The following is a 23,388-nucleotide window of genomic DNA, read 5'->3' as shown; positions in this document are numbered from 1 at the left end:
ACCGACTCGACGACCACGGGCGCCTCGGCGGCGGCCTCGACGACGGGCTGGCCGGAGGGCATCTCCCCGGTGCCGGCGGCCGTCTCCGCGACGGCCTCAACGACCGGCTCCGAGGCGGGGGCCGCGGTCTCCCCGGCCTCGACCGGCTGGGCGGCCTCGACCGGCTGGGCGGCCTCGACGGGCTGGGCGGCCTCGACCGTCTCCACGGGCTGAGCGGCCACGACCGGCTCGGTGGCCGCTATGGGCGCGGGCTGCGGTGTGGCGGCCTCGTCGGCCGCCGGGTTCTGACCGACCGCCTCGACCGGGGGCAGACCGTGCGGGGTGGGCGCGGCGAGGAAGGCCGAGATGCGGCGCGGCTGGCCGGCCTGGGCGGCCTCGGCCTGCTCGGCGGGCTCGGTGGCCGGCGCAGCGGCGGGCTCGGTGACGGCGGCGGCCTCGACGGCGCCCTCCGCCACGGCGACGACGGGCTCGGCGATCGGCTGCACGGCCTGCGCCTGCTCGGCCGCCACGGCCTCGACCGCGTCGACGGCCTGGGCCTGCTCGGCGGCGGCCGGCTCGACGACCGACTGCTCGGCGACCGGCTGCTCGACGGCGGCACCCGCGGCCGACAGGACGTCCGGCAGCTCGACGACCTCGACGACCTCGATCGCCCCGACCGTCTCGACGCCCAGCAGGCCCTCGACCGGCTGCCCGGCCAGCGGCACCTGCTGGTACTGCGGGACCTCCTGGGCCACCGGCGCCCCGGCGGCCGGAGCCGTCGGCGGCACGGACACCGGGACGGCCTGCGGCGCGACGGGCTCGGCCATCGGCGGACGGCCGACCACCGGGATGCCGTGCGCGGGCGTGCCGCCCTGCGACGGGCCGCGGTCGGCGAGCGAGCGGACCGGGACCTGGCCGGTCATCAGCGACGGGTCCGGGATCGGCGGACCGGCGTGCAGCGGGCGGCGCGGCGGCTGAGCGGCCGTCATCTGGTCCTGCGCCTGCGGCTGCAGCGGTGCGCCCTGGAGCGGCGGCTGGGACTGCTCGGCGCCGAGCACCGGCGGGTCCAGCGGCGGCCAGGACGGCTCGACCGGCATGCCGTCGTGCTGCGGCGCGAGCGGCTGCTCGCCCCAGGAGCCCTGCGGGCCGGGCATCAGCAGGACGTCGTCCTCGTCGTCCAGCCCGTCCGGCTGGTCGAGGAAGTGGAAGGCCGGGCGCGGGGCGCCCTGGTCGGCGCCCCAGCCCTCGACGGGCACGCCGGGCATGCCCGGGGCCGGAACGCCGGGGGCCTGCATGCCGGGGGCCGGGACGGCGAATCCGGGCGCGCCCAGCGGCTGTCCCATCGCCTGGCCCATCGGCTGGCCCTGCGGCGGGATGACACCCGCACCGGGGGGCACCGCACCGGGGAGCCCGTGGCCGGGTGCCGTCGGGTTCGGGATCACGCCGCCGTCGGTCGCGACGCCCTGCAGGGGTGCAACGCCCGCGACGCCCTCCGGTCCGCCGAGCGGGTCGGGCCCGGCGTACAGGTGCTCCGGCAGTCCCTCGCCCGGGACGTGGCCGCCATCGGTCATTGTCAAAGCTCCTTCCAGGCCGCTGCCGCGCCCTTGGCGACACGATCACCGACCGCAGCGCCCATCCGCACGGGCCGGGCCTGCACCGACCCGCCCCTCAACCACACGCGGCCGCCGCGCCGTGGCGCTGCGGCCCAAGTCCTTCCGGCGCGCTGCGGCACCCCGGCCCGCGCCGTCCTCGGAGGACGGCGCACCATCTGAAACAACGACAACCCGGAGCAACCGGCACGACCGCACCGGACCCTACGGCATTCTCCAGGTCCGGCACGCGGCCCGTCGAATCGCCCACACTCCGGGCGGTCCCGGCCTGCGCCACGTCAAAAAGGCGACAAACCGACCCGATCGGGCGGGTCGCCGACCGCCGCAGCCGTCCAGGACGCCACACTACCGGCCCGGCGCCGTCACCTCTCGAATCATTGTCCGGATGCGACCTGGATCACCGCCCGGGCCGGGCCGCGCGGGGCGCCGGCCGCACAGGACCGGCGCCGGACGGGCCCAAGGCCTTCACGTGATCTGCTCACCCCAGAGCAGCAGCACGCCCTCCTCGCCCGCCCCCGGCCGCAGGCCGCCACCAGGGCTCCCGGCCGGGCGCAGCGGGGTGGACTGCAGCAGCGCGCCGTCCGCCCGGTAGCCGGCCTCGGTGATCGCCCGGTGGACCTCCTCGGCCTCGCCGAGGCTGCGCGGCACCGCGACGAACCGCTCCGGCCTGCGGGCCAGCACCGCGCGCACCACCTCGGGGTCCGACGACTCCACCACCGCCGCGTCCGGCTCCGGCAGGCCGCCGAGCACCTCGGGGCCCTGCCCGTGCACCGTCTCCACCTCGACGCCGTAGCGGCGGGCGTTGACGGTCAGCCGGGCGCAGGCGGAGCGGGAGGCCTCCACCGCGACCACGGCGGCGCCGAAGCCGGCGGCCTCCACCGCGAGGGCGCCGTTGCCGGCGCCGACCGACCAGACCAGGTCCCCGGGACGAGCACCCAGACGGGCCAGCACCAGGGCGCGCACGTGCGCGGGGAGCGCGTTCGACGCGCCCGGCTCACCCTCCGTGCGCCCGGCGCCCGCGTAGGCGTCGCCGGGGAGCGCCCAGCCGCGGTCCGCGCCGGGGAATCCCACCGGGCGCCCCGCGAGCCAGCCGGCCGCCCCGTCGACCGCCCCGGCCTGGGGGCCGCCGTTGCCGCCGATCACCAGGACCACGTTCGGGTCGCGCCAACCGTGGTCGGCGATCCGGTCGGAGGTGAGGACGGTGACGTCCTCGTCCGGTGTGCCGAGCGCCTCGCAGACCACGAAGGTCCGGTGCACCCCGCGGAGCATGAGGGCCAGTTCGCCCGGCCCGGCACCCGGCGCGGTGAGCACCGCGACCTTGGGGTGGGCCCGGCAGATGTTGGCCGCGCGGCGCAGCCGCCCGCCGTGGGCGCTGACCACCTGGGCGTCCTCCCAGGGCATCCCGGCCCGGGCGAAGGCGGCGGCGACCGAGGAGACCGCGGGCAGCACCTCCAGTTCGAGGCCGTACTCGGGGCGGCGCAGCGCGCGCACGACGCCGAAGAAGCCGGGGTCGCCCTCGGCGACCACGACGGCGGCGCCGCGGTGCTCGGCGATCCGCCGGGCGGCCTGCGGGATGTTGCCGAGGGCGATCCGCTCGGCGGCCTCCGGCACCGGCAGGGCGCCCAGTTGGTAGGGGGCGCCGGCCACCAGGGTCGCCGCGGCGAGGGCCGCGCCGGCGGCCTCGGTCAGCGGCGTGCCGTCCCACCCGATGACCGTGATCCGGTCAGCCATCTGCGGCCGTTCTCCCTCGACTCGGTGCGCCGACAAACCACGCCGAACTGCGGCGCCGGAGGAAGGTTACCGGGTGTGATCCCCCTGCCGCCGACATCTCGCACACATGTCCGCGCCGGACGGCCGTCGCACCGGCCCCGGAGGGGCGCACGGGCGGACGGGCGGGCGGCTCAGTCCCGCAGCACGTAGCGGTGGTCGCCGTGCCGGCCGCCCCGGTGCGGCTCGGGCACCTCCATGTCCTCCGGCAGCAGGCTCCACAGGATGAGGTCGGTGCGGCTCTCGCCCCCGGCCCGGCGCCCGGGCGGCGCCCCCACGCCCGTGTCGGACTCGCCGGACTCGCCGCGCACTATCCAGGCGCTGCGCAGCACTCCCTCACTGATCCCGCCGATCTTCTGGGCGACCTGCTGGGCGGAGGTGTTCCCCGCGGCGGTGCGCATCTCCAGGCGCAGGAAGTCGCGGTCCTCGAAGAGCCACTGGGCGACGCCGAGGACGGCCTCCGGGGCGTAGCCCTCGCCGCGCGCCCAGGCGGCGGTGACGTAGGAGATCTCGGTGGTGCGCAGCCGCCAGTCGGTGTTGCGCAGTTCGACCAGGCCGACCAGGCGCTGGGTGAGGTGCTCGGTGACCGCGAGGACGATGCCGCGGCCGGCGGCCCGGTGGGCCGGGGCGAGGGTGCGGGCGAGCTCGACGGCGTACGCCTCGGTGAAGGGGTGCGGCAGGTCGGTCCAGGTGACGACGAGGTCGTCGGCCATCATGGTGGCGAGGCCGGGGGCGTCGTCCTCCGCAAGGGGACGCAGCAGCAGCCGTTCGGTGCTGATGGCGGTCTCGGGGAAGCTCGCTGCCATGCCGTCTCTCCTCGCCGGGTCGTGGACACAACACCGTACGCCTCCCGTGCGCCCCGGGTATCACGCGGTGCGCCGCCCGCACGACGGTACGTCAGAACGCCTTCGGCGGCGGCGTCCCTGGTGCATACTGCCCGACCGGGCCCCCGCCGAGGAGCGGCGGGGGCCCGGTCGGACGGGGCGCGGATCGGTCCGCGGCTCAGAAGGCCGGGATGACGGAGCCCTTGTAGGTGTCGTCGATGTACTTCTTGACCTCGGCGGAGTGCAGCAGCTCGGCCAGCTTCTTGACCCGCGGGTCGTTCTCCTTGCCCTTCTTGACGGCGAGGATGTTGGCGTACGGGTTGCCGTCGGCCTTCTCCAGCACCAGCGCGTCGGTGGCCGGCTTCAGGCCGGAGTCGAGCGCGTAGTTGCCGTTGATGACGGCCGCGTCGAGGTCGGCGACGGAGCGGGGCAGCTGGGCGGCCTCCAGCTCCTTCCACTTGAGGTTCTTGGGGTTGCCCGTCACGTCGGCCGGGGTGGCGGCGGTGGTGACGCCCTCCTTGAGGGTGATGAGCTTGTTGTCGGCGAGCAGCTTGAGCGCGCGGCCCTCGTTGGTGGCGTCGTTGGGCAGGCCGACGGTGGCGCCGTCCGGCAGGTCGGCGATCGCCTTGACCTTCTTGGAGTAGAGGCCCAGCGGCTCCAGGTGCACCGGCTCGACGGAGACGATGTCGGTGCCGTGCTTCTTGTTGAAGTCCTCCAGGTACGGGACGTGCTGGAAGTAGTTGGCGTCGGCCGAACCGTCCTGCACCGCCGTGTTGGGGGTCACGTAGTCGGTGACCTCCTTGATGTCGAGCTTGAGCCCGGCCTTCTCCGCGAGGTTGTCCTTGACGTACTTGAGGATCTGCCCGTGCGGGGTGGGGCTGGCGACGACCTTCAGCGGCGCGTTCGGGTCCGAGGAGGACCCGGAGCTGCCGCAGGCGGCCAGCGAGAGGGCGAGGCCGGCGGTGGCGAGGATGCTGGTGGACTTCAGGACGTTGCGCACGAAAAGTGCCTTTCTGCGTGATACGGGGAGCCGCGTCCGGAGATCGGACGAGGGAGGTCTTGGGGGCGACGGGGCCGGGGGCGGGGCCGCCTAGGAGGCGACGAGGTCCTCGTCGGGGGTCGTCCGGGTGCGGCCGAGCAGCCTGGTCCGCCCGCCGTCGCGGCCGCGGTGGGCGAGTCGGCGGACGGCGAAGTCGCCGATCAGCTGGACGGCCGTGACGATGATCACCAGCTCGGCCACGATGACCCACATGAAGGCCGTCTCGAAGCGCTGGTAGCCGTAGTTGACGGCGAGGGTGCCGAGGCCGCCGCCGCCGACGGTGCCGGCCATCGCGGAGTAGCTGATCAGGGTGATGACCGTGGTGGTCACCGAGGCCACCACGCCGGGCAGCGCCTCGGGGAGCAGCGTCTTGCGGACGATCGTCCAGCTGCTGCCGCCCATCGACTGGACCGCCTCGACCAGGCCGCCGTCGACCTCGCGGATCGAGGTCTCCACCAGGCGGGCGAAGAACGGGATGGCGCCGATGGTGAGCGGCACGGTGGCCGCCTGCCAGCCGATGGAGGTGCCGACCAGCCAGCGGGTGAAGGAGATCAGCGCGATCATCAGGATGATGAACGGCACCGAGCGGGCCAGGTTCACCACGAAGCCGATGGACTTGTTGACGAAGCGGTTGGCCAGCAGGCCGCCCTTGTCGGTGAGCACCAGGAGGACGCCCAGCGGCAGTCCGAGCAGCACGGTGAAGAACGTGGAGACGCCGACCATCTGGAAGGTCTCGCGCGTGGCCGGACCCATCAGGGCCCACATCTGGTCCCAGGTCATGCCACCGCTCCGTCCACCGCGCCGAGTACGTCCACCTGCAGGCCCTGCTCGCGCAGGTAGCCGATCGGCACCACGTTGTCCTGGTGGCCGCCGGACAGTTCGACCCGCATCCGGCCGACCATCCGGCCGGCGATGGTCTCGACGGCGGCGCCGAGGATGTTGATGTCGATCTGGTAGGTGCGGGCCAGCTGGGAGACGAACGGCTGGGCCGAGGTGTCGCCCTGGAAGGTGATCTCCAGCACGGTGGAGCCCGCGTGGCCGGTGCCGAACTCGCTGAGCGGGAAAAGCTCGCGGGCCAGCTCGGAGCCGGGCTTGGCGAGCAGGTCGGTCAGCTCGCCGGACTCGACGACCCGGCCGCCGCGCATCAGGGCGGCGGAGTCGCAGACGGACTTGATGACGTCCATCTCGTGGGTGATCAGCAGGACGGTGAGGCCGAGCTGCTGGTTGAGGTCGCGCAGCAGCTTGAGGATCGAGCGGGTGGTCTCGGGGTCGAGCGCCGAGGTGGCCTCGTCGGAGAGCAGCACCTTGGGGTCGCCGGCCAGGGCGCGGGCGATGCCGACGCGCTGCTTCTGGCCGCCGGAGAGCTGGTTGGGGTAGCTGCCGGACTTGTCGCCGAGGCCCACCAGGTCGAGCAGCTCGGAGGCCCTGCGGCGGCGCTGGGTGCGGTCCAGGCCGATGATCTCCAGCGGGAGCTCGACGTTCTGCTGGACGGTCCGCGAGGAGAGCAGGTTGAAGTGCTGGAAGACCATGCCGATCCGGCGCCGCGCCTCGCGCAGCTCCTTCCCGGCCCGGTTCTCGCCGCCGGGCAGGGCGGTCAGCTCCACGCCGTCCACGGTGACGGTGCCGGAGGACGGGCGCTCCAGCATGTTCACGCAGCGGATGAGGGTGGACTTGCCGGCGCCGCTGGTGCCGACGACTCCGTAGACCTCGCCCGGGCGGACGTGCAGGTCGACGCCGGCGAGGGCGGTCACCTCGCGGCCTCGGGACTGGTAGACCTTCGTGAGGTCCGTGGTGGTGATCACAGCTGCTTCCGTGGGTCGGGGGCGGGCGGCGGCGTCGACCGCCCGACCGGGTTGCGGTCGGCGGCTTCTACGGCGCTTCGCCAGGGGGATCCGGACCTGCCACCCCTTGATCGTGGCCGCTGGACGGCCGGGCCGCGCGACGGCGTGGCCCTTACGAGTCATCCGGGCGGAGTCGTCGTGGACGACCACCCGCCCGTGGACGGGCAGGCGGGAGGGAGGGGTGCGGCAGGCTGGGCGCGCTCGCACGGACGGGAGCGGCGCCGGGTCTCGCTTCGGGGCGCGAGGTGGGACACCCGGGAGGGGTGCCGGGGGCGGTGGCCCTCAGCAGTGACACATTCGACGGCACATGGCACGCTCACCTGCCGGCAGGGTGCCGGTGGGGGTCCATTTCGTCGTCGCAGTCATGTGAGCCAGTAAATCAGACCGGCCGAGGTGAGCCCAATTATTCGGATGCGCTGTCCGCAATGCGGACACACAACTCTGTGACCTGCGAATATGCGACTCGGCGCCGCCTCCGGGGTGTCCGGATGATGGCGGCGCCGAGGAGGTCGGGGCGAGCGGGAGGCTCAGGCGGTCGCGGCGAGCGGCGGCAGCGCGGGCTTCTCCAGGTGCACCAGGCTGAGCCGGTCGCTGACCGCCTCGACCGCGGCCTGCCGGTAGCCCAGCCGCGCGTAGAGGCGCAGGTTGCCGAGGCTGCGGTGGCCGGTGAACAGGCGGTAGGAGGTCAGCGGGCGGCCGTCCTCGGCGAGGAGGCGCTCCAGCGCGTCCAGCAGCCGGCCGCCCAGGCCGTGCCGTTGCATCCTCGGGTGGACCACCAGTCGCCCTATCCGGCCGACGCCCTCGGCGTCCACGTGGCCGCGGACCGTACCGACCACCTCGCCGCCGAGGCGGGCCACCAGGACGCACTGCTCGGACAGTTCGGCGCGCAGGCTCTCCAGGCTCTGCGTCAGCGGCTCGATCGCCCAGTCGCCGTACAGCTCCGCCTCGGGCTGGTAGCCGAGGTACTGGAGCTTGAGGATCTGTTCCGCGTCCGCGGCGTCCGCCGCCGAGATGATCACGCTCATGCCCATGTGCTGGGGCCTCCCCATCGTCGTGCCCGGCGCGCAAACGTGAGGGTGTCGCACCGGATGCCCTGCCGGAGGTGTCCCGGCCGGGGATCTGCCCTGACCGGGGGTGGCGCACGAACGTACCAGCCGCGCGGCCCGGAAGTGGCCCGGGTCGACGGCGACGCGCTCACGCTCAGTATCCGAGTGATCGCGGCACCGTCAAGAGCTACGTTCGCCAGCGCTCTACCCGCGTGTCAGCTGCGCTCAACCTCCGCGGCACCGAGCGTGAGGAGCGTCACCCGGCCGACCGGGCCGTCGGCGCGGACGGGCTCCGGAGGTCGAACGGCCCGGCGGCGCGGACGGGGCGGCCGGAGCCGGCCGGGGACTCCACGCCCGGCGTGCCGCCCCCGCCGCGGTTCACGGGTAGCGCTCGGCGTGCAGGAGGACGCGCAGGCAGGCGAGGCAGCGGGAGCGGGTCGGGCCGATCGAGCCGCGCGGCATGGCGAGGCGCTCGGCGAGCTCCCGGTAGGTGGGCGGCGGGTCCTCCGCGAGGGCCGCGACCAGCTGGGGGCAGCGCCCCGGCAGGCCGGCCACGGTCTCGCGGACGACCCGGCGGCGGTACTCGGCGAGGTACACGTCCTCGGCGGAGGGGACGGGCGGAAGGGGGGTGCACACACCGTGCATGACGGGCCGGGGCGGGGCCGGTTACGCCCGGCCGGAGGCGCGGACGGCGGAGGGGCGCGCCGGTCGGACCGCCGCGCCCCTCGTCCGCTGACCGGTGGTCAGCCCCGGACCCACTCCTGCTGCCGCGCCAGGTCCGCCTTCACCTCGGCGAGCTGGACCGCGACGGCCGACGGAGCCGTCCCGCCGCGCCCGTTGCGGGCGGCGATGGCCCCGTGCACGCTGAGCACCGAACGGACCTCGGGCGTCAGGTGCGGGGAGATCGCGGCGAACTGCTCGTCCGTCAGGTCGGACAGCTCGATGCCCTCGGCCTCGCAGACCTTGACGCAGGCGCCGGCCACCTCGTGCGCGACCCGGAACGGCACGCCCTGCTTGACCAGCCACTCGGCGATGTCGGTGGCCAGCGAGAAGCCGGCCGGGGCGAGCTCCTCCAGCCGCTCCCGGTGCACGGTGAGGGTGGCCATCATGCCGGTGAACGCGGGCAGCAGCACCTCCAGCGTGTCGCAGGAGTCGAAGACCGGCTCCTTGTCCTCCTGGAGGTCCCGGTTGTAGGCGAGCGGCAGCGCCTTGAGGGTCGCCAGCAGGCCCGTCAGGTTGCCGATCAGCCGGCCGGACTTGCCCCGGGCGAGCTCGGCGATGTCCGGGTTCTTCTTCTGCGGCATGATCGAGGAGCCGGTGGAGAAGGCGTCGTGCAGCGTGATGAAGCCGAACTCCTTGGTGTTCCAGATGATCACCTCCTCCGCGATCCGGGAGAGGTTGACGCCGATCATCGCGGTCACGAACGCGAACTCGGCGACGAAGTCGCGCGAGGCCGTGCCGTCGATGGAGTTGCCGACCGAGCCGCCCTCGAAGCCGAGGTCGGCGGCGACGGCCTGCGGGTCGAGGCCGAGCGAGGAGCCGGCCAGCGCCCCGGAGCCGTACGGCGAGACGGCCGTGCGGGCGTCCCACTGGCGCAGCCGCTCGGCGTCCCGGCCGAGGGCCTGCACGTGCGCGAGGACGTGGTGGGCGAAGAGCACGGGCTGGGCGTGCTGGAGGTGGGTGCGGCCCGGCATCGCGGTGTCCGGGTGGGCCTCGGCCAGGCCGACCAGGGCGTGCTGGAGGTCGAGCACCAGACCGCCGATGGTCTTCGCGTGGTCCCGCAGGTACATCCGGAACAGGGTGGCGATCTGGTCGTTGCGCGAGCGGCCGGCCCGCAACTTGCCGCCCAGGTCGGCGCCGAGGCGCTCGAGCAGGCCGCGTTCCAGGGCGGTGTGCACGTCCTCGTCGGCGACCGTGCCGGTGAAGGTGCCGGCGCCGACGTCGGCGAGCAGCCGGTCGAGGCCGTCCAGCATCGCGGCGAGCTCGTCGTCGGACAGCAGGCCGGCCTTGTGCAGGACCCGGGCGTGGGCCTTGGAGCCGGCGATGTCGTAGGGCGCGAGGCGCCAGTCGAAGTGGACGGAGGCGGAGAGCCTGGCCAGCGCCTCGGAGGGGCCGTCGGCGAAGCGCGCACCCCAGAGGCGGACGTCGGCGTTCTGATCGGCGGTCATCGCGTGGGCTCCTTGCACGGGGAGAGGGGTCGGTCGGGGAGGGACGGGTCAGGCGAGGTCGTACAGGTTTACGGCGATGGGCATAAGTATGCACGATGCCGTATGAAACACAAAACCCCGGCCGGTGGATCACCGGCCGGGGTCCCGTGGCGTGCGGACGCTACTGCGCCTTGGCCTGGGCGAGTTGCATGAGGTGGTCGGCGAGCGCCTGGCCGCCGGCCGGATCGCGGCTGATCAGCAGGACGGTGTCGTCACCGGCGATGGTGCCGATGATCTCGAACACCTCGGCCTGGTCGATCGCCGAGGCGAGGAACTGCGCGGCGCCCGGCGGGGTGCGCAGCACCACCAGGTTGCCGGAGGCCGTCGCCGAGACCATGAGCTCGCCGGCCAGCCGGGCCATCCGGCCCTCACTGGCCGACTCCCCCATCGGCGCGCGCGGCGTGCGGTCGCCGCCCTCGGCCGGGACGGCGTAGATCAGCGCGCCGTCCCGGTTGCGGATCTTGACCGCGCCCAGCTCGTCCAGGTCCCGGGAGAGGGTGGCCTGGGTGACCACGAGTCCGTCGTCGGCGAGCAGCTTGGCGAGCTGGCTCTGCGAGCGCACGGGCTGGCGGGTGAGCAGGTCCACGATCCGCCGGTGGCGCGCGGTGCGGGTCTGCGGCACCTGCGGCGACGGGCCGGCGGCGGACTGGCCGAAGGGGGAAACGGTCATGTGACTATTCTCCCGGACGGCGGTCAGCTCGCATCGGCCGGGGCGCTCTCGCGCACCGTCCGGAGGATGCCCGGCAGCGCGGCCAGGAAGGCGTCCGCCTCCTGCTCGGTCAGCACCAGCGGCGGGGCCAGCCGCACCGCGTCCGGGACGGCCGCGTTGACCAGGAAACCCTTCTCCTGCGCGACGGCCTGCACCCTCGCCGAGACCGGCTCGGTCAGCACGATCCCGAGCAGCAGCCCGGCCCCGCGCACGTGCGAGACCAACGGGTCGTCGATCGCCTCGACGCCGTGCCGCAGCCGCTCGCCCAGCTTGCGGACGTGCTCCAGCAGGCCCTCGGACTCGATGGTGTCCAGCACCGCGAGGCCGGCCGCCGCGGCCACCGGGTTCCCGCCGAAGGTGGTGCCGTGCTGGCCGGGGGTGAGCAGCTCGGCGGCCTCGCCGAAGGCCAGCACCGCGCCCATCGGCAGTCCCCCGCCGAGCGCCTTCGCGAGGGTGACGACGTCCGGTTCCACGCCCTCGACGGCCTGGTGGGCGTACCAGTGGCCGGTGCGGCCGACGCCGGTCTGGATCTCGTCCAGGACCAGCAGGGTGCCGGTGGCCCGGGTGATCTCGCGGGCCGCCCGCAGGTAGCCCTCGGGCAGCGGGACGGCGCCGTTCTCGCCCTGGATCGGCTCCAGGAAGACGGCCGCCGTCTCCGTGGTCACCGCCGCGCGCAGCGCCTCGACGTCGCCGAACGGGACGTGCGTGACGTCGCCGGGCAGCGGGCGGAACGGGTCCTGCTTGGCGGGCTGGCCGGTGAGCGCCAGGGCACCCATCGTGCGGCCGTGGAAGGCACCCTGGAGGGCGACCAGACGGGTGCGGCCGGTCCGGCGGCTGATCTTGAACGCGGCCTCGTTGGCCTCGGCGCCGGAGTTGCAGAAGAACACCCGGCCACCCTCCCGGCCGTCCAGCGCCAGCAGTCGCTCGGCCAGGGCGACGGTCGGCTCGGCCATGAAGAGGTTGGAGACGTGGCCGAGGGTGGCGATCTGCCGGCTGACCGCCTCGACGACCGCCGGGTGGGCGGTGCCGAGCGCGTTGACGGCGATGCCGCCGAGCAGGTCGGTGTACTCCTTGCCGTCGGCGTCCCAGAGCTTGGCGCCCTCGCCGCGCACCAGCGGGATCCGCGGGGTGCCGTAGTTGTCGGTGAAGGCGTGCTGCCACCGGCTGGTCAGTTGCTCGTTCGCGGTCATGCCAGTCCCCCGGTCACGGTCGGTTCGTCGTCCGGCACGACCATCGTGCCGACTCCCTCGTCGGTGAAGATCTCCAGCAGCAGGCTGTGCTGCACCCTGCCGTCCAGGACGCGGGCGGTGCCCACCCCGGAGCGGACGGCGCGCAGGCAGCCCTCCATCTTGGGCACCATGCCGCTGGCCAGGCCGGGCAGCAGCTCCTCCAGCTCGCTCGCGCCGAGCTGGCTGATCACGTCGTCGGAGTTCGGCCAGTCCTTGTAGAGGCCCTCGACGTCGGTCAGCACGACCAGCATCTCGGCACCGAGCGCGACCGCCAGGGCGGCGGCCGCGGTGTCGGCGTTGATGTTGTAGACGTGGCCGTCGGCGCCGCGCGCGATCGAGGAGATGACCGGGATCCGGCCGTCGGCGATCAGCGCCTTGACCGCGCCCGCCTCGATGTTCACGATGTCGCCGACCAGGCCGATGTCGACCTGCTCGCCGTCCACCACCGCGTAGCGCTTGACCGCCGTCATGGTGTGGGCGTCCTCGCCCGTCATGCCGACCGCGAACGGGCCGTGCTCGTTGAGCAGGCCGACCAGCTCGCGCTGCACCTGGCCGGAGAGCACCATCCGGACCACGTCCATGGTCTCGGGGGTGGTGACCCGCAGGCCGTTGGTGAAGCTGGACTCCAGGCCGAGCCGGTCCAGCTGGGCGCTGATCTGCGGGCCGCCGCCGTGCACCACGACGGGGTGCAGGCCGGCGTAGCGGAGGAAGACGACGTCCTGGGCGAAAGCCGCCTTGAGGTCGTCGTCCACCATGGCGTTGCCGCCGAACTTGATCACGACGGTCTTGCCGTGGAAGCGCTCCAGCCACGGCAGCGCCTCGATGAGCGTCATCGCCTTGGGCAACGCGGTGTTGTTGCGGGCCTGTTCGCCCTTGGGTGCGATCTTCACGGATGTCCCTCGTCCGAGGCGGATGTCGCGCGGCGGGTCGGGTGGCCGGTCGGCCCGGGCCCGCCGCGGATCAGGTGGAGTAGGCGCTGTTCTCGTGGACGTAGTCGGCGGTCAGGTCGTTGGTCCACAGCGTGGCGCTCGCCGTGCCGGCGTTCAGGTCCGCGGTGATGACGACCTCGCGCCCGGACATGTCCACCAGGTCGCGGTCCTCGCCCACGCTGCCGTCCCGGCAGACCCAGACGCCGTTGATGGCCACGTCCAGCCGGTCGGGGTCGAAGGCGGCGGCGGTGGTGCCGATCGCGGCCAGCACCCGGCCCCAGTTCGGGTCCTCGCCGTGGATGGCGCACTTGAGCAGGTTGTTGCGGCCGATCGTCCGGGCGACGTCGACGGCCTCCTGCTCGCTCGCGGCGCCGGTGACGTCGATCCGGATGTCCTTGCCGGCGCCCTCGGCGTCGCCGATCAGCTGGCGGGCCAGGTCGGCGCTGACGGTGCGGACGGCCTCGGCGAACTCGGCCCCGTCCGGGACGACGCCGGAGGCGGCCGAGGCGAGCAGCAGCACGGTGTCGTTGGTGGACATGCAGCCGTCGGAGTCGATCCGGTCGAAGGTGGTGCGGGTGGCGTCGCGCAGGGCGGCGTCCAGGGCCGGGGCGTCCAGGTCGGCGTCGGTGGTGAGGACGACCAGCATGGTGGCCAGGCCGGGGGCCAGCATCCCTGCGCCCTTGGCCATGCCACCGACCGTCCAGCCGGCCGGGCTGGTCACCTGGGCGGTCTTGTGCACGGTGTCGGTGGTCTTGATGGCGATCGCCGCGGCCTCGCCGCCGTCCGCACCGAGCTCCCGGGCGGCCAGGGCGACGCCGGGCAGCAGGACGTCCATCGGCAGCCGCACACCGATCAGGCCGGTGGAGGCCACGGCCACCTCGCCGGCGTTCAGGCCCAGCTCCTCGGCGACCTTCTCCGCCGTGGCGTGGGTGTCCTGGAAGCCCAGCGGACCGGTGCAGGCGTTGGCGCCACCGGAGTTGAGGACCACCGCGGACACCTGACCGCCCTTGAGCACCTGCTCGGACCAGAGCACCGGCGCGGCCTTGACCCGGTTGCCGGTGAAGACGCCGGCGGCGGCGAGCGCGGGGCCGTCGTTGACCACCAGGGCGAGGTCGGGAGCGCCCGAGGCCTTGAGGCCGGCGGTCACCCCGGCGGCGCGGAAGCCCTTGGCCGCCGTCACGCCCACGTCGGTGCTCTTGCTCACGGTGCGACTCCGTTCAGGGGAAGGCCCAGCTCCTCGGGCAGGCCGAGGGCGATGTTCATGCTCTGCACCGCGCCGCCCGCGGTGCCCTTGACGAGGTTGTCGATCGCGCTGATCGCGATGATCCGCCCGGCGGTGGCGTCCAGGGCGACCTGGACCAGGGCGGTGTTGGCGCCGTAGACGCTGCTGGTCTGCGGCCACTGCCCCTCGGGCAGCAGGTGGACGAACGGCTCGGCGGCGAACGCCTCGGCGTAGGCGGCGCGCAGCCCCTCCGCCGTCACGCCGGGCTTCGCCTTGGCGGAGCAGGTGGCGAGGATGCCGCGCGGCATCGGGACGAGCGTCGGCGTGAACGAGACGGTGACCGGCTCGCCCGCGAGCGGGGTCAGGTTCTGCGCCATCTCCGGGGTGTGCCGGTGCACGCCGCCGACCCCGTACGGGCTGACGCTGCCCATCACCTCGCTGCCCAGCAGGTGGGTCTTGGCGGCCTTGCCGGCGCCGGAGGTGCCCGAGGCGGCGACCACGACGGCCTCCGGTTCGGCCAGGCCGGCCGCGTACGCCGGGAACAGCGCCAGGGAGACGGCCGTCGGGTAGCAGCCGGGCACGGCGATCCGGTTGCTGCCCTTCAACGCGGCCCGGTGGCCGGGGAGTTCCGGGAGACCGTAGGGCCAGGTGCCGGCGTGCGCGGAGCCGTAGAACTGCTCCCAGTCGGCGGCGGCCCGGAGGCGGAAGTCGGCGCCGCAGTCGACCACCAGCACGTTGCCGCCGAGCGCCTCGGCGACGGCCGCGGACTGGCCGTGCGGCAGCGCCAGGAACACCACGTCGTGGTCGGCCAGCACCTCGGGGGTGGTCGGCTCGAGGACGCGGTCGGCGAGCGGGATCAGGTGCGGCTGCAGCGCGCCGAGCCGGGTGCCCGCGTTCGAGCCGCCGGTCAGCGCCCCGATCTCCACTTCCGGGTGGCCGAGCAGCAGACGCAGCACCTCACCGCCCGCGTACCCGCTCGCGCCGGCGACGGCGACTCGCAATGCCATGGCGTTCCTCCTTGGTCGTGGCATGAATATACGCAGCACGGAACATCCATGCAAGGAGTATGTGCGGGAACCCCGATTGGTAGGTGCCGAACCGGCCAGTGTGCGGACTACCGCTTGACGGCGCGCAGCACCACGAACTTGGGATTTCCGGCCACCACCCGGCAGTTGCCGAAGAGCCGGCGCAGCTTGACGTGGTACCCGAGGTGCCGGTTGCCCACCACCCACAGCTCGCCGCCCGGGCGCAGCGCCCGCCGGGCACCGGTGAACATCCGCCACGCGGTCGCGTCCGTGGTGGCCTGGTGGGAGTGGAACGGCGGGTTGTTCAGCACCAGGTCCACCGAACCCGGGGCGACCACGTCCGCCGCCAGCGCGTCGGCGGTGACGAACTCGGCCGGGGCGTCCGGGCCCAGGTTGGCGCGGAAGGTCTCCTCCGCCGAGGCCACCGCCTGGTACGACTCGTCGACGAACAGCAGCTCCGCGCCCGGCCCGGCCAGCGCCGCCGCCGTCCCCACGACGCCGTTGCCGCAGCCCAGGTCGACCACCCGGGCACCGGGCGCCGGGGTCGGCAGGTGGGCGAGGAGGAAGCGCGTCCCGACGTCCAGGCGCTCGGCGCAGAACGTCCCCGCGTGGTTGACCACCGTGCACCCCGAGACCGGGCCGACGTCCGCGGGCAGCGCGTAGCGGTGCGGCCACGGATTGGGCCCCGGGTCGGGCACCGGACCCGGGGTGCAGAAGATCAGCCGGGCCTTGCGGACCGCCAGCGAGGTGCGGGTCGGGCCGAGGATCCGTTCGAAGAGCTGCAGGGTGGAGGTGTGGATCTCGGTGACCATGCCGGTGCCCACCACCACCGTGCCCGGGTGGACGGCCGGGGCGAGCCGGCGCAGCTGGTCCTCCAGCAGCGCCAGGCTCTTCGGCACCCGCACCAGCAGGACGTCGATCCGCTCCGGCGGGGCGTCCCGGGTGGTGAGCAGCCGGGCGGGGTCCACCGGGGCTCCGGCCCGGGCCAGGTTGGCCAGGGTGGCCTGCCGGCCCAGGTAGGAGTCGACGATCTGGACCGGGGCGTGGGCGGCCGGCGCGCCGTCCGGCCCGGCGGCCGGCCCAGCGGTGAGCCCGGCGTCCGGCCCGGCGGTGAGCGCGGTGGTCAGCGCGCCCCAGCGGTCGCCCAGCACCACCACCCGGCGCCCGGCCAGTTCCGTGGCCGCGCCGCGGGCACTGTCCGCCTCGCCGGAGAGGTGGCGCAGCAGGTACTCGTCGGCGGCGTCCCAGGCCCGCAGCGTCTCGCGCGGGTCCTCGGGGAAGCGGGTGAGCGCGAGGGCCCCCCAGGGAGTGGTGAACAGGGGCGCGGGGGCGGGCGTGCTGAGGCGGTTCATCGTGCCCTCAGGCTAGCCGACCCGGCGGCGCGGGCCCGCCCGGCGGCCGATACTGGAAGGGCCCGACCGAGAGGGGTGAGGGCGATGGACTGGAAGCTCGAAGTCGTGGTGGTCCCGGTGTCGGACGTGGACCGCGCGAAGCTGTTCTACGAGGAGCAGGCCGGCTTCACGGTCGACCACGACACCCGGCTGCGCGACGGGGTCCGGGTGGTGCAGCTGACTCCCCCGGGTTCCGCGTGCTCGATCGTCGTGGGCAGCGGGATCATCGAGGCACCGCCGGGCTCCGTCAAGGGGCTCCAGCTGGTGGTGCGGGACATCGAGAAGGCGCACGCCGAGCTGGCGGCCCGGGGCGTCGAGGTCAGCCCCGTCCAGCACTTCGAGGCGGGCGCCCGGGTCGACGGGCACGGCGAGGCGTGGAACTCGTTCGTGTTCTTCAACGATCCGGACGGCAACGGCTGGGCGGTCCAGGAGTCGCCCCCGGCCGCTTCGGTAGGCTCCGGGGATGGCTGAACACGAGGGACCCGAAGGAAGCGTGCGGGTGGACAGCTGGATCTGGTCGGTCCGGCTCGCGAAGACCCGCGCGCTGGCCGCCGCCGCCTGCCGGGCCGGGCACGTGCGGGTCAACGGCGAGCGGGCCAAGCCCGCGCAGGCCCTGCGCCCCGGCGACGAGGTGCGGGTCCGCGAGGAGGGCTACGAGCGGGTCGTCGTGGTCCGCAAGCTGATCCGCAAGCGGGTCGGGGCCCCGGTGGCAGCGGAGTGCCTGGTCGACAACAGCCCGCCGCGCCCGCCCCGCGAGCTCCTCGCGTCGACCGGCGAGCGCGACCGGGGCGCCGGGCGGCCCACCAAGCGCGAGCGGCGCGACCTCGACCAGCTGCGCCGGCGCTGAGGCCGCCCTACCCGGCGGTGCCGGTGAGCACCTTGGCGAGGAAGGCCTCCAGGTTGGCGACCGTCCGGGCGATCTGCCGCTCCAGCGGCAGCGACTCGTCGGGCCTGGTCACCAGCGTCGACCTCCTGAGCCCGCGCACGTACAGCGAGCAGGCGAGGTCGCCGCAGACGTAGGTGCCGACGGTGTTGCCCTCCCGTCCGGAGGCCCCGGCCCGCCGGGCGGCCAGCAGGGCGACGCCGGCGCCGGCGTGCGCGGTGATGCACAGCGAGCAGACGTTGCTCCTGGTCAGGCTGCGGCGGACGGTCGGCACCCGCAGCGTCACGCCCACCCGCTCGCCCCGGTACGGGGCCACCAGGTACGCCCGGTCGGTGGCACCCTGGTCCCGCCAGCCGAGGAAGTCCAGGTCCTCCCAGGGCAGTTCCGTCAGACCCCGGGGGAGGCTGAGCCGACTCGCCTCGCCCCTGGAGCAGTTGACGAAGGACGCGCGGATCTCGTTCTCGCTCAGCGGTTCCATGCCGCGGAAGCCAGCACCGCCCCGCCTCCGCCGTCGCGCCGTTTTCCCCCGGCCCGCACGGGAGCCTTGAGGGGTTGTCAGTGGCTGCGCCTAGCCTTCGGGGTGTGGAGGGCCGGTCCCGGCGCAGGAGGGAGGCGCCGGGGCCGGTCCGCCGTGGTCAGGGCTTGAGGGCGACGCCCGCGTAGGCGGAGACGTCCTGCCAGCCCTCGGGGAGGTCGGTGGTGGGGACGTGTCCGGCGGTGGGGCGCCAGAGCGGCAGCTGGACGAGGCCGGGGCCGACGAACTCGAAGTCGCCGAAGAAGGGTTCGACGCCGGCGCGGGGGCGCAGGACGAGCGGCGCACTGGCGCTCTTGTATATCCGGGCCCCCTCGGCGGCGCTCTCCCGGGAGGCGAAGTCGGGGCTGCCGTGGGAGAGGATCAGCGCGCTGCCGGGCGCGAGCGCGTCACGCAGGGTGCGCACGATCTGCTGCGCGCCCTCCTCGTCGCGGATGAAGTGCAGGACGGCGACCAGCATCAGCGCCACCGGCTGGTCCAGGTCGACGGCGCCGCGCAGGCCGGGGTGGTCCAGGATGGCGGCCGGGTCGCGCAGGTCGGCCTCGATCACGGAGGTGTGCCCGGTGGGGTGGCCGGCCAGCAGGGCGCGGGCGTGGGTGGCGACGATCGGGTCGTTGTCGACGTACACCACCCGGGCGTCCGGGGCGACCCTGCGGGCGGCCTCGCTGGTGGAGCCGACGGCCGGGATGCCGGTGCCGATGTCGAGGAACTGGCGGATGCCCCGGCCGGCGGCGAACTCGACCGCGCGGCCGAGGAACTGCCGGTTGGTGCGGGCCAGCAGCGGCAGCGCCGGGTAGGCGGCTATGGCGGCCTGGGCGGCCTTGCGGTCGGCCTCGAAGTTGTCCTTGCCGCCGAGGTAGTAGTCGTACATCCGGGCGGTGTGAGGGATGCCGGTGTCGAGTTCGCTCGGCGGCTGCCAGTCGTCCGCCCTGGCCCAGTGCCAGTCGGTGCCGGTGGTGCCGTCGACGGCCGCGGTCTCCTCGTACATGCTGTTCCGCCCCCCAATGCGTGCCACTGATGCGGCGCCCGCTGCCGGGCACCGGCACCGCGGCGGCGGCCGGCGGTCCTTCCGGTGCGACGGGTGTTCCCGCTCCCGGCCCGGCTACCGTCCCGTAACCCGCGGTGCGCCGTGATCGTATCCGACGACACGCCGTGGAAACAGCGGGAGTTCAGGTTTGCGCACCACCCGGGGCATGGTGTGTGTGCACGTCAAGCAGGGTGTTCCGGACGCCCGCCCCGGATCGCTCCAGCTCGCCGCCCTCTCTATGCTGGCTGCCGATGACTGCCGACCGCCGCACCGTACTGCGCACCGCCGCCCGCCTGGCCGCCCTGACCGCCGCCGGCGGTCTCCTGACCGCGTGCGGCAGCGGCTCCCCGCGCCGGGCCGACCCCGGGACGCTCGCCGTCCACCCGGGCACCGTCGACCCGCAGCACACCACCGATCCGGCCTGGAACGGCGGCGAGGGCCCGGCCTCCGCCGAGCCGACCGCCCCGGCGGAGCCGCAGCCCACCGCGGCCGCCGCGGCCGCGACCCAGCCGACCGCCCCGCCGACCCCGCCGGTGCTGCCGCCGCTCGCGGCCGGCACCCCGGTCGAGGTGGTGAACGGCCCGCGCACCGGCAAGAACGTGGCGCTCACCTTCCACGGCGCCGGTGACCCGAAGCTCGCCACCGCCCTGCTGGAGGCCGCCGAGCAGCGCGGCGCCAAGGTGACCGTGATGGTGGTCGGCAGCTGGCTCGACCAGCAGCCGCAGATGGCCCGGCGGATCCTGGACGGCGGCCACGAGCTCGGCAACCACACCCAGAACCACCTGAACATCTCGGCGATGAACCCGGACCAGGCCCGCGCCGAGATCGCCCAGTGCGCGGACCGGCTGCAGCGGCTCACCGGCTCGATCGGCCGCTGGTTCCGGCCGTCCGCCGCGCAGTACGCCACCCAGATGGTGCGGGACCAGGCCAGGGCGGTCGGCTACGAGCACGTGCTCTCGTTCGACGTCGACCCGCGCGACTACAACGACCCGACCGCCGCCGAGCTGCAGCGCCGGGTGCTGGCCTCGGTGCGCGGCGGCTCGGTGGTGGCCCTGCACATGGGCCACCAGTGCACGGTGGACGCGCTGCCGGGCATCCTGGACGGCCTGGCCAAGGCGGGCCTGAAGCCGGTGACCGCCAGTCAGCTCTGCGCGTAGCGGCCCGGGGCCGGGACCGGGGCCGGGACCGGCTCAGCCCATCGGGTCGTCGTCCTTGTAGGGCCGCAGCCGCAGGGTCCGGGCGTCCGCCGCCCGGATCTCCTCGGCCCGGGCGACCAGCTCCTCCAGGTCGTCCCGCCCGGCGTGGACGAACCGGCCGTGCAGGGCGTCGAAGCGGCCGCGGGCGGCGTCCACGGTGACGGCGACGACGTACGGGATGGAGCCCCAGGCCTTCATGTCCCGGAACATCGGCATCGCGGCGGTCATGTCGGTGGCGACCGCGCCCGGGCTGATGTCGAGGACGACCACGCCGTGCCGGGCGAGCGAGTCCGCCATGTTGTCGGAGAGCTGCAGCAGCGCGCCCTTGGAGGTGGCGTAGGCGGTGTAGTGGCCATCCGGGCGCAGCGCGAAGCCCGAGTTGAGGTTGACGACCCGGCCGGCGCCGCGGGACACCATGCCGGGCAGGACGCAGCGCAGCAGGTTGTAGGGGCCGCGCAGGTTGGTCTCGACCACCTGCCACCACTGGTTGGCGTCGGTCTCCCAGAGCGGCACCTCGGCGCGGTCGACCAGGCCGGCGTTGTTGACCAGCAGGTCGACCGGGCCGAGGTCGCGCTCGACGATCCGGACGGCCTCGCGGACGGAGCCGGGGCGGGTGACGTCGGCGCTGACGGCGACGCCCCGGGAGCCGTGCTGGACGCACTCCTTGAGGGTGTCGGTCAGCGTCCCGTGGGTGCGGCCGACCAGTCCGACGGCCATGCCCTCGGCGGCCAGGCCGATGGCGATCTCGCGGCCGATGCCCCGGCCGGCGCCGGTGACCAGGGCGACCTGTCCTGTGAGCGATCCCGTCGGCACCGCGTGCTCCCTTCCCGTCCCCGGCCCCCGTCTGCGGCATTCTGTCGGCCGTTCGGCGGACGGGGCCCCGGGCGCACGGGCGACGGGCGCGGCCTCACCCGTTCGGAGGACCCCCGACGAGGTCCCGGAGGGCCCCCGGGGGACCGCTCACCGGTGGCACCCGCCCGGGGAGGGGGTGACCTACTGGCCGGTACGGAGTAGTAACGTCGTCGGGGCGGTGACCGGTGCACCCATTCCGGTTCCCCGGCCCGCTACCCAGCACCTCGCTGGGCGACCAGACGCTGGGCGACCCCCAGCAGCACCGAAGGGCAACTGAGTGAGTGACATCGCGCGCGTCGGAGTGATCGGCTGCGGTCTGATGGGGTCGGGCATCGCCGAGGTGTTCGCCCGGGCCGGGCTGGACGTCCTGGTGGCGGAGGCCAGCGGCGAGGCACTGGAGTTCGGCCGCACCCGGCTGACCAACTCCCTGGAGACGGCGGTCAAGCGGGGCAAGCTGACCCCCGAGCAGCGGGACGAGGCGCTCTCCCGGCTGGGCTTCACCGTCGACCTGGCCGACTTCGCCGACCGCGACCTGGTGGTCGAGGCGGTCGCCGAGCGCGAGGACGTCAAGGTCAAGATCTTCCAGACCCTGGACCAGGTGGTGGAGCGCCGCGACGCGATCCTCGCCTCCAACACCTCCTCGATCCCGATCGTGAAGCTGGCCGCCGCCACCTCCCGCCCGGAGCAGGTCATCGGCCTGCACTTCTTCAACCCGGCGCCGGTGCAGAAGCTGGTCGAGGTCATCCCGACGCTCACCACCTCGGCGGCCACCACGGAGCGGGTCGAGGCCTTCGCCTCCCAGGTGCTCGGCAAGGACCCGATCCGCGCCCGCGACCGGGCCGGCTTCGTGGTCAACGCGCTGCTGGTGCCCTACCTGCTGTCCGCGGTGCGGATGTTCGAGTCGGGCGTGGCCACCGCCTCGGACATCGACAAGGGCATGGAGGCCGGCTGCGCCCACCCGATGGGCCCGCTGCGGCTGTGCGACCTGATCGGCCTGGACACCATCGTGTCGATCGCCGAGTCGATGTACGACGAGTACAAGGAGCCGCTGTACGCCGCTCCCCCGCTGCTGTCCCGGATGGTCGACGCGGGCCTGCTGGGCCGCAAGTCGGGCCGCGGCTTCTACGACTACACCGCGAGCGCCTGAGCACGGGCGCCCCGCACGCGGAGGGGCCCGGGGGCGGACGACCGCCCCCGGGCCCCTTCGGGCTCCGGGTCAGCTGTTGATGCTGTAGCTGTCGCCGTAGACCTTCCACTTCAGCGGCGGGTTGAGGTCGAAGTTCCTGGCGTTCAGGAACACCGTCTGCTCGGTGTCGACCCGGCTGGTGTCGGAGTGGGCCTCCTCCTTCTTCATGACCACCTTGCGGGCGTCGAGGAAGGCCTTGAGGTAGGTGGCCTCGTCGCCGCCCTGGGCGGGGGTCTTGGCCTTCTTCATGGCGGCCGCGCGGATGCCGCCGAAGCTGTCCGAGCTGTTGCCGGGGCCGTGCATGACGATGGCGTCGTAGTAGGCGAACTGGCCGAGCGCGCGCAGGCCGTCCGCCTTGGCCTGCTTGACGGCGGGGTTGAAGTACACCCGGTCGCGCTCGTCGTTCTGGGCCTGCTGGAAGACGGTGTCCTTGGCGGCGGCGGCCCAGTCCCTCTCGAAGGCCGCGCCCAGGCCGGCGTGGGAGTCGCTGCCGTTGACCTTCTTGAGGGCCGGCAGGTACTTGGCGAGGACGTTGCCGGGCTTGAGGTCGGTGTAGTGCTGGACGAGCTCGAGCATGTCGCCGGTGCCGGAACAGAACCCGATGATGCCGGCGGTGTAGCCGCGTCCGTCGCCGATGTCCTCGATGTACTTGTACTGGGCCTTCCAGTCCAGCGAGGAGTTCTCGGCGCTGGACACCAGCTGCATCGCGATGTCCTTCTTGTGCGGGTCGTCCAGGCCGACTCCGGCGAGCCGGACGGACGTCGCGGGTGCCGGCGCGGCCTGGGCGGAGGCGGCCGCGACCGTGGCGGGCACGGCCACCAGGGCGGCGGCGAGGGCTATGCGGAGGGCGCGGCGGGGCTGAGGGCGCATGTGAACGCTCCGTTTCCTCGGGGG

The 23,388-nt window shown here is 74.0% G+C and carries 22 protein-coding genes and 1 pseudogene; 4 read left to right on the top strand and 19 right to left on the bottom strand.

The genetic code is table 11. The features are described 5' to 3' along the window. From ACIRS1_RS10290 to ACIRS1_RS10220, 15 genes and pseudogenes are all read right to left on the bottom strand, one after another. Positions 1 to 1,550: pseudogene (locus ACIRS1_RS10290) on the bottom strand (hypothetical protein); the annotation flags it as partial. A 504-nt stretch (positions 1,551 to 2,054) separates the two neighbouring features. Then, complete coding sequence (cbiE, locus tag ACIRS1_RS10285; RefSeq protein WP_402838335.1) at positions 2,055 to 3,320, bottom strand: precorrin-6y C5,15-methyltransferase (decarboxylating) subunit CbiE; 1,266 nt, start codon at positions 3,318 to 3,320, stop codon at positions 2,055 to 2,057. Positions 3,321 to 3,490: 170 nt separating this feature from the next. Beyond that, entirely contained in the window at positions 3,491 to 4,162 is a 672-nt protein-coding gene (locus ACIRS1_RS10280) for a GNAT family N-acetyltransferase (RefSeq protein ID WP_402838333.1), read from the bottom strand. 196 nt (positions 4,163 to 4,358) lie between these two features. Beyond that, a complete protein-coding gene (locus tag ACIRS1_RS10275; protein WP_402838330.1) occupies positions 4,359 to 5,180 on the bottom strand; it encodes a MetQ/NlpA family ABC transporter substrate-binding protein in 822 nt (273 codons plus the stop codon). A gap of 90 nt (positions 5,181 to 5,270) precedes the next feature. Then, positions 5,271 to 5,999, bottom strand: a complete 729-nt coding sequence (locus ACIRS1_RS10270) for a methionine ABC transporter permease (RefSeq protein ID WP_360208797.1) — start codon at positions 5,997 to 5,999, stop codon at positions 5,271 to 5,273. After that, positions 5,996 to 7,021, bottom strand: coding sequence for an ATP-binding cassette domain-containing protein (locus tag ACIRS1_RS10265; protein WP_360208794.1), 1,026 nt, complete (start codon positions 7,019 to 7,021; stop codon positions 5,996 to 5,998). The genes ACIRS1_RS10270 and ACIRS1_RS10265 overlap by 4 nt, the downstream gene beginning before the upstream one ends. A gap of 566 nt (positions 7,022 to 7,587) precedes the next feature. Further along, positions 7,588 to 8,091, bottom strand: a complete 504-nt coding sequence (locus ACIRS1_RS10260) for a GNAT family N-acetyltransferase (protein ID WP_402838327.1) — start codon at positions 8,089 to 8,091, stop codon at positions 7,588 to 7,590. Positions 8,092 to 8,484: 393 nt separating this feature from the next. Continuing rightward, the gene (locus ACIRS1_RS10255) at positions 8,485 to 8,742 is read right to left on the bottom strand and encodes a hypothetical protein (RefSeq protein WP_360208788.1); all 258 of its coding nucleotides are present in this window, start codon (positions 8,740 to 8,742) and stop codon (positions 8,485 to 8,487) included. Between the two features lie 107 nt (positions 8,743 to 8,849). Further along, positions 8,850 to 10,274 (bottom strand): argininosuccinate lyase, encoded by a 1,425-nt coding sequence (argH, locus tag ACIRS1_RS10250; protein ID WP_360208786.1) that lies wholly within the window; start codon positions 10,272 to 10,274, stop codon positions 8,850 to 8,852. A gap of 160 nt (positions 10,275 to 10,434) precedes the next feature. Further along, positions 10,435 to 10,983, bottom strand: a complete 549-nt coding sequence (locus ACIRS1_RS10245; protein ID WP_360208783.1) for an arginine repressor — start codon at positions 10,981 to 10,983, stop codon at positions 10,435 to 10,437. 23 nt (positions 10,984 to 11,006) lie between these two features. Continuing rightward, positions 11,007 to 12,212, bottom strand: a complete 1,206-nt coding sequence (locus ACIRS1_RS10240; RefSeq protein ID WP_402838324.1) for an acetylornithine transaminase — start codon at positions 12,210 to 12,212, stop codon at positions 11,007 to 11,009. Then, positions 12,209 to 13,084, bottom strand: a complete 876-nt coding sequence (gene argB, locus ACIRS1_RS10235) for an acetylglutamate kinase (protein ID WP_360208943.1) — start codon at positions 13,082 to 13,084, stop codon at positions 12,209 to 12,211. The genes ACIRS1_RS10240 and argB overlap by 4 nt, the downstream gene beginning before the upstream one ends. Before the next feature lie 127 nt (positions 13,085 to 13,211). Then, the gene (gene argJ / locus ACIRS1_RS10230; RefSeq protein ID WP_402838632.1) at positions 13,212 to 14,366 is read right to left on the bottom strand and encodes a bifunctional glutamate N-acetyltransferase/amino-acid acetyltransferase ArgJ; all 1,155 of its coding nucleotides are present in this window, start codon (positions 14,364 to 14,366) and stop codon (positions 13,212 to 13,214) included. A gap of 14 nt (positions 14,367 to 14,380) precedes the next feature. Next, complete coding sequence (argC, locus tag ACIRS1_RS10225) at positions 14,381 to 15,409, bottom strand: N-acetyl-gamma-glutamyl-phosphate reductase (RefSeq protein ID WP_402838322.1); 1,029 nt, start codon at positions 15,407 to 15,409, stop codon at positions 14,381 to 14,383. A 107-nt stretch (positions 15,410 to 15,516) separates the two neighbouring features. Further along, positions 15,517 to 16,779: a methyltransferase gene (locus ACIRS1_RS10220; RefSeq protein WP_402838320.1), complete on the bottom strand. Its 1,263-nt coding sequence runs from the start codon at positions 16,777 to 16,779 to the stop codon at positions 15,517 to 15,519. A gap of 84 nt (positions 16,780 to 16,863) precedes the next feature. Between ACIRS1_RS10220 and ACIRS1_RS10215 the strand changes: the two genes are divergently transcribed. Together ACIRS1_RS10215 and ACIRS1_RS10210 are read left to right on the top strand one after the other, a co-directional pair. After that, positions 16,864 to 17,289 (top strand): VOC family protein, encoded by a 426-nt coding sequence (locus ACIRS1_RS10215; RefSeq protein ID WP_387905862.1) that lies wholly within the window; start codon positions 16,864 to 16,866, stop codon positions 17,287 to 17,289. Then, positions 17,282 to 17,665 (top strand): S4 domain-containing protein, encoded by a 384-nt coding sequence (locus ACIRS1_RS10210; protein WP_360208768.1) that lies wholly within the window; start codon positions 17,282 to 17,284, stop codon positions 17,663 to 17,665. Before ACIRS1_RS10215 ends, ACIRS1_RS10210 begins: the two co-directional genes overlap by 8 nt. A gap of 7 nt (positions 17,666 to 17,672) precedes the next feature. On the opposite strand, the gene ACIRS1_RS10205 is transcribed toward ACIRS1_RS10210, so the two are convergent. Then, positions 17,673 to 18,179 (bottom strand): FBP domain-containing protein, encoded by a 507-nt coding sequence (locus ACIRS1_RS10205; protein WP_402838317.1) that lies wholly within the window; start codon positions 18,177 to 18,179, stop codon positions 17,673 to 17,675. Between the two features lie 157 nt (positions 18,180 to 18,336). Further along, a complete protein-coding gene (locus ACIRS1_RS10200; RefSeq protein WP_360208762.1) occupies positions 18,337 to 19,221 on the bottom strand; it encodes an SAM-dependent methyltransferase in 885 nt (294 codons plus the stop codon). 290 nt (positions 19,222 to 19,511) lie between these two features. Here ACIRS1_RS10200 and ACIRS1_RS10195 point away from each other — a divergent pair, with 290 nt between their 5' ends. Further along, positions 19,512 to 20,417: a polysaccharide deacetylase family protein gene (locus ACIRS1_RS10195; protein WP_402838314.1), complete on the top strand. Its 906-nt coding sequence runs from the start codon at positions 19,512 to 19,514 to the stop codon at positions 20,415 to 20,417. A 33-nt stretch (positions 20,418 to 20,450) separates the two neighbouring features. On the opposite strand, the gene ACIRS1_RS10190 is transcribed toward ACIRS1_RS10195, so the two are convergent. Continuing rightward, positions 20,451 to 21,269 (bottom strand): SDR family oxidoreductase, encoded by an 819-nt coding sequence (locus ACIRS1_RS10190; protein WP_360208757.1) that lies wholly within the window; start codon positions 21,267 to 21,269, stop codon positions 20,451 to 20,453. Between the two features lie 316 nt (positions 21,270 to 21,585). Here ACIRS1_RS10190 and ACIRS1_RS10185 point away from each other — a divergent pair, with 316 nt between their 5' ends. Further along, a complete protein-coding gene (locus ACIRS1_RS10185) occupies positions 21,586 to 22,455 on the top strand; it encodes a 3-hydroxybutyryl-CoA dehydrogenase (RefSeq protein WP_360208754.1) in 870 nt (289 codons plus the stop codon). Between the two features lie 69 nt (positions 22,456 to 22,524). Here the strand turns inward: ACIRS1_RS10185 and ACIRS1_RS10180 are convergent, their stop codons facing one another. Then, on the bottom strand, positions 22,525 to 23,364 hold the full coding sequence (locus tag ACIRS1_RS10180; protein ID WP_402838312.1) for a chitosanase: 840 nt from the start codon (positions 23,362 to 23,364) through the stop codon (positions 22,525 to 22,527). Between the last annotated feature and the right edge of the window lie 24 nt (positions 23,365 to 23,388).

It is taken from the genome of Kitasatospora sp. NPDC101176, from assembly GCF_044768035.1.
Lineage (GTDB): Bacteria > Actinomycetota > Actinomycetes > Streptomycetales > Streptomycetaceae > Kitasatospora.
This window is presented reverse-complemented; position numbering and strand designations above follow the sequence as displayed.